This is a genomic window from Herbaspirillum sp. FG34 (assembly GCF_057809315.1).
Genome location: NZ_JBMDJS010000013.1, coordinates 170,335 through 176,691, shown reverse-complemented (window position 1 = coordinate 176,691; position 6,357 = coordinate 170,335). Strand labels below are relative to the sequence as shown.

At 62.1% G+C, this 6,357-nt stretch carries 8 protein-coding genes; 3 read left to right on the top strand and 5 right to left on the bottom strand.

Translation table 11 applies throughout. The annotated features are described in order from the left end of the window. The 3 genes from ACODSZ_RS16930 to ACODSZ_RS16920 form a co-directional block, all read right to left on the bottom strand. On the bottom strand, positions 1-659 hold a 659-nt coding region (locus ACODSZ_RS16930; RefSeq protein ID WP_488928103.1), incomplete at its 3' end, for a cytochrome ubiquinol oxidase subunit I. 6 nt (positions 660-665) lie between these two features. After that, positions 666-926 (bottom strand): cytochrome oxidase putative small subunit CydP, encoded by a 261-nt coding sequence (gene cydP, locus ACODSZ_RS16925; protein ID WP_175344969.1) that lies wholly within the window; start codon positions 924-926, stop codon positions 666-668. A gap of 5 nt (positions 927-931) precedes the next feature. After that, positions 932-1,501: a GbsR/MarR family transcriptional regulator gene (locus ACODSZ_RS16920; protein ID WP_034350469.1), complete on the bottom strand. Its 570-nt coding sequence runs from the start codon at positions 1,499-1,501 to the stop codon at positions 932-934. A gap of 434 nt (positions 1,502-1,935) precedes the next feature. On the opposite strand from ACODSZ_RS16920, the gene ACODSZ_RS16915 reads away from it, so the two are divergent. Next, positions 1,936-3,087 carry an AI-2E family transporter gene (locus ACODSZ_RS16915; RefSeq protein ID WP_034350467.1) on the top strand — a complete coding sequence of 384 codons (1,152 nt, stop codon included), beginning with the start codon at positions 1,936-1,938 and terminating at the stop codon, positions 3,085-3,087. Here ACODSZ_RS16915 and ACODSZ_RS16910 read toward each other — a convergent pair. Both ACODSZ_RS16910 and ACODSZ_RS16905 read right to left on the bottom strand, forming a co-directional pair. After that, positions 3,029-4,414, bottom strand: coding sequence for a heavy metal sensor histidine kinase (locus ACODSZ_RS16910; protein ID WP_249777062.1), 1,386 nt, complete (start codon positions 4,412-4,414; stop codon positions 3,029-3,031). The two genes, ACODSZ_RS16915 and ACODSZ_RS16910, sit on opposite strands and share 59 nt — an antisense overlap. Positions 4,415-4,479: 65 nt before the next feature. Continuing rightward, entirely contained in the window at positions 4,480-5,151 is a 672-nt protein-coding gene (locus tag ACODSZ_RS16905; protein ID WP_488928102.1) for a heavy metal response regulator transcription factor, read from the bottom strand. Between ACODSZ_RS16905 and ACODSZ_RS16900 the strand changes: the two genes are divergently transcribed. Both ACODSZ_RS16900 and msrP read left to right on the top strand, forming a co-directional pair. After that, positions 5,150-5,416: a hypothetical protein gene (locus ACODSZ_RS16900; RefSeq protein ID WP_488928101.1), complete on the top strand. Its 267-nt coding sequence runs from the start codon at positions 5,150-5,152 to the stop codon at positions 5,414-5,416. The genes ACODSZ_RS16905 and ACODSZ_RS16900 overlap by 2 nt on opposite strands. Beyond that, positions 5,385-6,353: a protein-methionine-sulfoxide reductase catalytic subunit MsrP gene (msrP, locus tag ACODSZ_RS16895; protein WP_488928100.1), complete on the top strand. Its 969-nt coding sequence runs from the start codon at positions 5,385-5,387 to the stop codon at positions 6,351-6,353. The genes ACODSZ_RS16900 and msrP overlap by 32 nt, the downstream gene beginning before the upstream one ends. Positions 6,354-6,357: the final 4 nt, after the last annotated feature.

Here is a 6,357-nt window from a genome sequence, read left to right as displayed (position 1 = left end):
AGCGCGAAGGCGGTATCACGCGCCTTGAGCAGATACCAGGCGGAGACCCCCAGCACGAACATGGAGGCCGTGACATAGCCCGCTGCCACGGTATGCACGAACTTGACCTGGGCCACCGGGTTGAAGATCACGTCGGTCATGCTGACCAGTTCCATGCGCATGGTCTCGAAGTTGAATTCGGCGCCCACCGGATTGTTCATCCAGCCGTTGGCGATGAGGATCCACAGCGCCGACAGGTTCGAGCCCAGCGCCACCAGCACGGTGACGATCAAATGCTGCTTGCGGGAGAGCTTGTCCCAGCCGAAGAAGAACAGGCCGACGAAGGTCGATTCCAGGAAGAAGGCCATCAAGCCTTCGATGGCCAGCGGGGTGCCGAAGATGTCACCCACGTAGTGCGAATAGTAGGACCAGTTGGTGCCGAACTGGAATTCCAGCGTGATGCCGGTGGCCACGCCCATGGCGAAGTTGATGCCGAAGAGCTTGCCCCAGAAGCGGGTCATGTCCTTGTAGATCTGGTTGCCGGTCATGACATAGACCGACTCCATGATGACCAGGATCCAGGACAGGCCCAGGGTCAGGGGGACGAACAGGAAGTGATAGAGCGCCGTGACGGCAAACTGCAGCCGCGATAGCGAGACGACTTCATCGATGGGAACCATGTTGTGTTACTCCGTTTGTTGTTTGGCGGACAGGTCTTGAATTTGTTCGGTGCTTGCCGGCGGCACGGTGATGGACAGCATGCGCTGCTCCACCCGCTGCACCGGCATCTGCATGTGCTTGGCCTCGGGATGGGCGAAGAAGGTCCTGGCCAGCACCGTGATGAGGGCGATCTTGACCACCAGCAGCAGGGTGATCTCCACCCCCAGCGGCAGCTGGGTCAGGCGTGGCCAGCGCCACGATCGTTTGCGGGATTGCGTGAGCTGCATCTGAATTACTCCTTGTCGTTGCTGCTGCCGAGGCGGAACTTGTCGCGCACGTCCAGCAGTTTCTTGACCTTGGAACCCATCTTCATCAATGACACCAGGGTCTCCGGCGAGAGGCGCTGCACATCGTCGAACCAGGAACTGGAGAGCTCGATCAGTTCATACATCTGGCGCATGCGCTTTTGCACTTCCTTGTCATCCTTGCTGCCGGGCGCTTCCAGCAGGGCATCGCGCAGCATCGAGAGGGTCGGTTCGATCTCGCGGCGGCGACGTTCCTCCAGCAGGACCTTGAAGATTTCCCAGATGTCGCCGGGCGGTTCGAAATATTCACGACGATCATTCGGCTTGTGCAGCAATTTCACCAGCCGCCAGGACTGCAGTTCCTTCAGGCCCATGCTCACGTTGGAGCGCGAAAAACTGAGGTATTCGGCAATCTCGTCGGCATTGAGCGGGCAGCCGCAGATATACAGCAGGGCATAGATCTGGCCCACCGTACGATTGATGCCCCAGCGGCTGCCCATCTCGCCGAAGTGGCTGATGAAGCGCTGCATGAGAGGACTGAGTACCTGTTTTTCCATGTTAAAAACTTTCGAAATTTCAGTAATTACTGAAATTTAAAGCAATTGCTTGACCCGTCGCAATGTCATGCTCTTGTGTATTTCCTGATAACAGATATCACTGATGAGAATGACACGCGCCCCGTGTGCATTCGCGGGCGCAGGTCGGCGGCAGGCTCAGGCGGCTGACAGGGCGGAGGAGACGTATGAATGTCTCTTCGTGACGACATCGCGTCTTGCGGACTTCCCGGTTCCGCAAGGACGCAGCCCTGAGTTCAGCATCTTGTCGCGCTGCATGAAGGTATTTTCACGCTTTCCTACACAGCCTGAAGGATTTGACTGATAGGAAACATGATGCGGATCAAATAAGGTGCAATCGCAGCTCAGCCGTAGCGGGGGGCGGGGTGCTCCGTGACGCAGGTGAGGCGCGTCTGATTTTCCAAGGATGAATGTTTATGCTGGGTTTCGATTTTCGCGTCGCCAGGATCGTCTGGACCGTCTTCCTGGTGGCCTTGTTGCTCTACGTCACCTATACCATTTCGGCCACCGTGCTGGTGCTGGTGTTTGCCGTCTTCTTCAGTTATCTGGTCTATCCGCTGGTGGAGCAGATCGAGCGGGTACGCCCGGCCCGGGTGCCGCGTGCGGTTTCCATCGCAGTGGTGTTCGTGCTGGCCATCGGTATGGTGGCAGCGGTCGTGAGCATTTTCGGGGTGCGTATCCAGGAAGAGGCCTTGCGGCTGTCCGAACAGCTGCCGGCGCTGCTGCGCTCCAGCGATGCCGTCTCGCACATCCCGCTGCCCGGATTTGCCGAACCGCTGCGCGCGCGTATCCTCGGTTTCGTTCGCGACCAGCTCGCCAATGGCACCGACCAGGCCATGCCCTTGGCCAAGCAGTTCGGCGTGGGCGTGATGCACGCGGCCAGCAACCTGATCTACCTGGTGCTGGTGCCGGTCATCAGCTTCCTGCTGATCAAGGAGGCACCGGCCATGCGTGATGAAATTCTGTCCTGGATGAATCGTTCCAACCGCAAGCTGTGGGATGGCATCATCAAGGATCTGGACGTGCTGCTCTCGCGCTACGTACGGGCGCTGCTCTTGCTGGCCATTGCCACCTTCGTGGCCTACAGTATCGCCTTCTCCCTCATGGGCGTCCCCTACGCCATGCTGCTGGCGGGGCTGGCGGCGGTACTGGAGTTCATTCCCTTTGCCGGCCCGCTGGCGGCCAGTGCGGCGGCGCTGGTGGTGGCCGGTTTCAGTGGCTATGACCACCTGCTGTGGCTGGTCGGCTTCATCGTCGCCTATCGGGTGTTTCAGGATTACGTGCTCAATCCCTATCTGATGAGCGAAGGCGTGGAGGTCAGCCCGCTGATGGTGATTCTGGGCCTCTTGGCCGGTGACCAGCTGGGCGGAGTGGCCGGCATCTTCCTCTCGGTGCCGGTGATGGCCGCCCTGAAGATCATCTTCACCCGCGCGTCGGCGGCGCAGAAGGCGCGCCGTGCTGCCGAAGCCCGCGAGGCCGAACTGGCGGCCCAGGCCGCGCAGAAGACCGTCAGTGCGGCGCCGGAAGCGGCCCCGACTGCGCTGCCGCCGCAGGGAAGAACAGGCTGAAGCGTATCCAGCCCGGCTGCGGACACTCCACCGCCGCCGTGCCACGATGCAGGGCCAGGATAGCCTTGACGATGGCCAGTCCCAGGCCATTGGATTCGGTGAAGGCGCTGCGCGAGCGGTCGCCGCGATAGAAACGGTCGAACATGCGTGCCATCGCCTGGGGCGTGACCCCCTCGCAGCGGTTGTCCACCAGGATGCGGCTGCCGCTGGCGTCCGCTGCGGCCTGGATGCGGATGACGCTGTCGGCCTGGCCGTAGCGCACCGCGTTGATGACCAGGTTGTTGACCGCACGGCGCCACATGTCGCGATTGGCATGGCAGATGCCTTGCGCCTGCAGTTCGAAACGCAGGCCGCGTTCGTCGGCGATGCCCTCGAAGTAATCGGTCACCTTGCCCAGTTCTTCATGCAGGTCCAGCGCGCTGCACTCCACTGCCAGCGTGGCATGGTCGGCCTGGGCCAGGAACAGGATGTTCTCGACGATGCGCGCGAGCCGCTGCAATTCCTCCACATTCGATTCGAGCAACTGTTCATATTCGTCCAGGCTGCGGCGCTGACCCAGCGCCACCTGGCTCTGGCCCATCAGCACGTTGATGGGGGTGCGGATCTCGTGGGCCAGGTCGCCGGAGAACTGTGCCAGGTGGTCATAGCCGGCCTCCAGTCGATCCAGCATGGCATTGAAGGACAGCGCCACGCGCCGCAGTTCGGCCGGCATGCCGTGCTGCTCCAGGCGGGTCGACAGATGGTCCGGCGTGATCTGGGCGGCGCGCTGGCTCATGGCCTCCAGCGGTTGCAGTCCGCGCCGCAACAGCACGAATCCCAACAGCGAGGTCAGCAGGATCGCCGCCCCGGCGGCCCCGGCGATACGCCAGCGGTAGCTGTGCATCATGCGGCTTTCCTGCACCATGACGTAGGCCGCGACGATCTCCACGCGGTTGCCACCCTGGCCGCCCTGGCCGACATCGGCCAGGGCCGATACCCAGCGCACCCGCACGCCATCGGTCCGATAGCTGGTCTGCAGGCTGGCCGAGCTGACCGGGCTGCCCACCGGCAGCGGCGTCATCGGCGGCGGCACCAGATGGTCGGGATTGCTCTGGATGAAGGGCGCGCCTCCCTGGCGACGGAAGATGCGCACATCCTGCTCGTTGCCCATCATGCTTTCGAAAAGGGCGGGGCGCTGCTCCATCTGCTCGACGTTGTACAGATCGTGCATCAGGTTGCGGAAGTGCTCCACCCGCCCGATCAGCGCCTGGTCGGCACGCTGCGAGAGCGCCTCGCCGGCGGCGCGGTCCAGGTAGACGCCCAGGCCGGTCACCACCAGTGCGGTCATCAGGGCGAACAGGGCAGTGACCCGGGCGGTCAGGGTCCAGCCGCGCACGGGGAGAAGCGCGGCGCTCACGGCGTTTCCGAGAACATGTAGCCGACGCTGCGCACGGTGTGGATCAGTTTCTTCTCGAAGGGGGCATCGATCTTGGCGCGCAGGCGCTTGATGGCGACATCGACCACGTTGGTGTCGCTGTCAAAGTTCATATCCCAGATCTGCGAGGCGATCACGGTGCGGGACAGGGCTTCACCCTGGCGCTTGATGAGCAGGTGCAGCAGCATGAATTCCTTGTTGGTCAGCGCGATGTTGACACCCTGGCGCGTGACCTTGTGGCGCACGTGGTCCAGTTGCAGGTCGGCGATCTCGTAGACCTCGGCTTCACGCGTGACGCCGCGGCGCAGCAGGGTGCGGATGCGCAGGACCAGCTCGGTGAAGGAAAAGGGCTTGACCAGATAGTCGTCGGCGCCCAGTTGCAGACCGCGGATACGGTCTTCCACCTGGTCCTTGGCCGTCAGGAACAGCACCGGCAGATCGCGCTTGCTGCGCAGCGCGCTCATGACCTGCCAGCCATTCAGGCCCGGCAGCATCACGTCCAGCACCACCAGGTCGTAGTCCTGCTCCAGCGCCATGTGCAGGCCGTCGCTGCCGGTGCGGGCCAGGTCGACGGCATAGCCGGATTCGCGCAAGCCTTTGCGCAGATAGTCACCGGTCTTGGGGTCGTCTTCGATTACCAGGATGGCCATGCTGTGGGGAAACCGTGAAAGTCAGGGGAAAGGCCGCTGCAAAGGCGACCGGGATCGGGGAGAATGGCTGGAAAATGCACTCGATTCTAGCAATGGAGGGATTTTTCTTCATGACAAAATTGTCATCAAATCGACACCCGCGCGTCACCGCCGGGGTTTTACCATGACTTTCCCCGGCAAGGTCCAGACCTTGTCGCCGCTTTGCATTCATCTCTTTTTTTTCGGAGTGCACCATGCTGATCAAGATCCGTCCCGACCAGATTGACATCCCGACCGCCTCCGAGATCACCCCGCGTGATCTCTACCTGTCGCGCCGCAGCTTCATGGCGCGCGTGGCGGCCGGCGCCGCACTGGCCGGCGGCATGGGCGCGCTGCCGCAGGCGTTGGCGCAGCAGGGCCGGAAACTGCCGGCCCATCTCAACAACGCCTATGCGGTCATGGACAAGCAGACCGCCTACAAGGACGCCACCAGCTACAACAATTACTACGAATTCGGCACCGACAAGGCCGATCCGGCCAAGAATGCCGGCACCCTCAAGACCAGCCCCTGGACCGTCGACATCGAAGGCGAGGTCAAGAAGCCCATGACGCTGGATCTGGACGCCCTCACCAAGCTGGCGCCGCTGGAAGAGCGCATCTATCGCATGCGTTGCGTGGAAGGCTGGTCGATGGTGATTCCCTGGATCGGCTATTCGCTCTCGGCCCTGATCAAGAAGGCCGAGCCGACCGGCAATGCCAAGTACGTCGAATTCGTCACCCTGGCCGACAAGAAGCAGATGCCCGGCCTGTCCACGCCCATCCTGAACTGGCCGTATCGTGAAGGTTTGCGCATGGACGAGGCCAATCACCCGTTGACCCTGCTGACCCTGGGCATGTACGGCGAAGTGCTGCCCAATCAGAACGGGGCACCGGTGCGCATCATCGTGCCCTGGAAATACGGTTTCAAGTCGGCCAAGTCCATCGTCAAGATCCGTTTCGTCAAGGACGAGCCCAAGACCGCCTGGAACCTCTACGCACCGCAGGAATATGGTTTCTATTCCAACGTCAACCCCAACGTCGACCACCCGCGCTGGTCGCAGGCCACCGAGCGGCGCATCGGTGAGGACGGCTTCTTCGCACCCAAGCGCAAGACGCTGATGTTCAACGGATACAACGACGTGGCCAGCCTGTACACCGGCATGGACCTGCGCAAGTTCTTCTGAGGCC